The 3,327-nt window shown below is 72.3% G+C and carries 1 protein-coding gene; it reads left to right on the top strand.

Annotated elements, in window-relative coordinates:
• Nucleotides 1–234: 234 nt before the first annotated feature.
• Nucleotides 235–3,327, top strand: a 3,093-nt coding sequence (locus tag A612_RS06655; RefSeq protein WP_019373731.1) for a bifunctional diguanylate cyclase/phosphodiesterase, incomplete at its 3' end; no start/stop codon positions are given.

Genomic DNA, 3,327 nt, shown 5'->3' with positions numbered 1-3,327 from the left:
GCGGGCGGCCGCTGGCGCGGCGCGCGGCTGAGCCCTGGCCCCGTGGTCGGGATCGCATGGACCGGCGAACGGTGTACCATGTCCCCGACGCCGTCCCCACCCCGCGGACGGCCCTGCCGACCTCCCAGCCATGCAGCCGCACCGCAACGCCCCGTCGCGTGAACGTCCCGCCGCGCTCCGGCGCGCCCCTTCAGCGGCCGGACTTCCCGGCATCGGTCGAGGTGCCCCAGCGCCATGAGCGCGCAGGGTCACCCGCCACCGCCGCACGAAGACGCCCAGTCCCTGCACTTGGCAGGGCAGCAGGCACGGGCCCAAGCACATGCCCTGCTGCTGCAGATGCAGCAGGCCGCGCGCTTTGGCCAGCCCATGTGGGTATGCGCCCAGGACAGCCTCGGACTGCTGGCCGCCAACCAGGCCATGGCGCACTGCTACGGCTACGGCGAGCAGGAGCTGCGGTCCCTGGACATGCGCCTGCTGTGGCCGCCGGCACAGCGCGCCGGGGTGGAGGCGGCCATGCAACGGGCTGCCCGCACGGGCGCACTCACGCCGTGGCGGCATGTGCGCAAGGACGGCACGCACATCGACGTGGAGGCAGTGGTCGGAGCGTCCCTGCTGGACGGCCGGCCTGTCTGGCAGGTGCTGGCCAGCGACGTGACCGAGCGCCGCCGCGTCGAGGACGAACTGGCACGCCTGCACCGCGCCTGGCGCCTGCGCAGCGCCTGCAGCGAGCTGCTGGTGCGCGCCACTTCCGAGGAAGAGCTGCTGCAGGCCGTGTGCCGGCTGACGCTGGAGGTGGGCGGCTATTCGCTCGCCTGGGTCGGCATGGCGCGTAGCGATGCGCGCAAGAGCATCGACATCGTCGCCAGCGCGGGCGGGCACGAACAGCACTTGGCGCAGCTGCGCCTGAGCTGGTCGCCAGCCGATCCGCAAGGGCGCGGGCCGGCCGGCAAGGCGGTGCGCAGCGGCCAGCCGGTGTTCGTGCGCGACCTGGCGGCTTCCCGCCATTCCGATCCTTGGTCGCGCGCCATGGTGCGCGAGGGCTTTCACGCCGTGGTCTGCCTGCCGCTCAAGCGCGGCGACCGCAGCTTCGGGCTGCTCTACCTGTACGCGCCCGAAGTGCTGCGCATCGGCCAGGAGGAGATGCAGCTGCTGGAATCGCTTGCGGCCGATCTGGCCTTTGGCATCCACAGCCTGCGTGCACGCGCCGAGCAGCTGCGCCTGCAGGCCATCTTGCTGAAGGTGGCGGCCGCGGTCTCCGATGGCACAGGCACGCAGTTCTTCGAACGCCTGGCACACAACATGGCCGGCGCGCTCGGCGCGCAGCTGGCGTGCGTTGCACGGCTGCTGCCCGGGGCCGCGGGCGCGCCGCGCCGAATAAGGACGCTCTCCCACGTCTGCCACGGAGAGGTGCAGCCCAACGGCGAGTACCCCCTGGAAGGCACGCCGAGCGCGCAGCTGCTGGTGCACCGGCAGTTCGTCGTCGCCGACCACGCGGCCGCCCTCTATCCCCATGCGCCGTTGTTGGCACGCGCCGGTGCGCGCAGCTACGTCGGCCAGCAACTGGCGGACCACGAGGGCACGCCCATCGGGCTGCTGTTCGTGATGTTCGATCAGCCCCTGGAGAGCACGCAGTTCGTGGTGCACACGCTGCAGATCTTCGGCGCGCGCGCCACCGCCGAGCTCGAGCGCCAAGCGGCCGACGCCCACATCCGGCGCCAGGCCTCGCTGCTGGACAAGGCGCGCGACGCCATCATCGTGCGCGACCTGCAGCAGCGCGTGACCTACTGGAACCGCGCGGCCGAGCGCCTGTACGGCTGGCACGGCGAAGAAGTGCTGGGGCGCACCGTCACCGATCTCATCTACCGCGACCCATCGGCCTTCGACCGGGCCATGGAGCACGTGCTGCAGCAGGGCGAGTGGAGCGGCGAGCTGCTGCACCGCAACCGCGCCGGCGACCCCCTGGAGGTGGAGAGCCGCTGGACGCTGGTGCGCGACGAGCGCGGCGCGCCGGAAGCGGTCCTGACGATGAACACCGACATCCGCCAGCGCAAGGCCAGCGAACGCGAGATCCAGCGCCTGGCCTTCTTCGATGCGCTCACCGGCCTGCCCAACCGCCTGCAGCTGATGGAGCGCATCGGCGACGAGCTGGGCGCCGGCGGGCACGGCGCGCTGCTGATGATCGACCTGGACAACTTCAAGACCCTCAACGACACCCTGGGGCACGACCAGGGCGACCAGCTGCTGCAGCGGGTGGCCGGGCGGCTGGGGGCGTGCGCCGCCGCCACGGACACGGTGGCGCGCATCGGCGGCGACGAGTTCGTGGTGCTGGCGCGTGCCGACGAGGGGTTCGCCGCGGAGCGTGCCCGCCAACTGGGCGAGCAGGTGCTGGCCCGGCTGTCGGTCCCCTACGCCCTGGACGCGTACCGGGTGCGCAGCACCCCGAGCATCGGCGTTGCCCTGTACGGCGCCGCCCCGACCAGCGTGGGCGAGCTGCTCAAGCAGGCGGAGATGGCGATGTACGAGGCCAAGCGGGCCGGGCGCAGCACGCTGCGCTTCTTCGACCCGCAGATGCAGCGCGCCGTGGACGAACGCGCGCAGCTGGAGGCCGGCCTGCGCGATGCGCTCGCCCACCGGGAATTCCTGCTGGTCTACCAGCCGGTCATGGGCCCGGGCGAGGAGGTGCGCGGCGTCGAGGCGCTGGTGCGCTGGGCGCACCCGCAGCGCGGCATGGTCTCGCCCGCGCAGTTCATTCCGCTGGCCGAGGAAACCGGCCTGATCCTGCCGCTCGGACGCTGGGTGCTGCACACGGCCTGCAGCCTGCTCGCGCAGTGGCAGCACCAGAGCGCGCGTGCCCACCTGACGGTGGCGGTGAACGTCAGCTCGCGCCAGTTCCGCGATGCCGGCTTCGTGGATGAAGTCCTGCGCGTGCTGGCCGAGACCGGGGCGCCTGCCGCTCGCCTGAAGCTGGAGCTGACCGAGAGCCTGCTGGTGGAGGACGTGCCGGCGACCATCGCCACCATGGAGGCGCTGTGCGCGCACGGCGTGGGTTTTGCGCTGGACGATTTCGGCACCGGCTATTCCTCGCTCGCCTACCTCAAGCGCATGCCGCTGGCGCAGCTGAAGATCGACCAGAGCTTCGTGCGCGACCTGCTGAGCGACCCGAGCGACGCCGCCATCGTGCGCACCATCATCGCGCTGGCGGCCAGCCTGGACCTGGAAGCGGTCGCCGAGGGCGTGGAGACCGCCGAGCAGCGCGAATGGCTGGCAGCGGCCGGCTGCAGCGGCTACCAGGGCTACCACTTCAGCCGGCCGCTGCCGCGGGACCGG

Origin of the sequence: Melaminivora alkalimesophila (assembly GCF_000282995.1) — a bacterium.
Classification (GTDB): Bacteria; Pseudomonadota; Gammaproteobacteria; order Burkholderiales; family Burkholderiaceae_C; genus Melaminivora; species Melaminivora alkalimesophila.
This window is presented reverse-complemented; position numbering and strand designations above follow the sequence as displayed.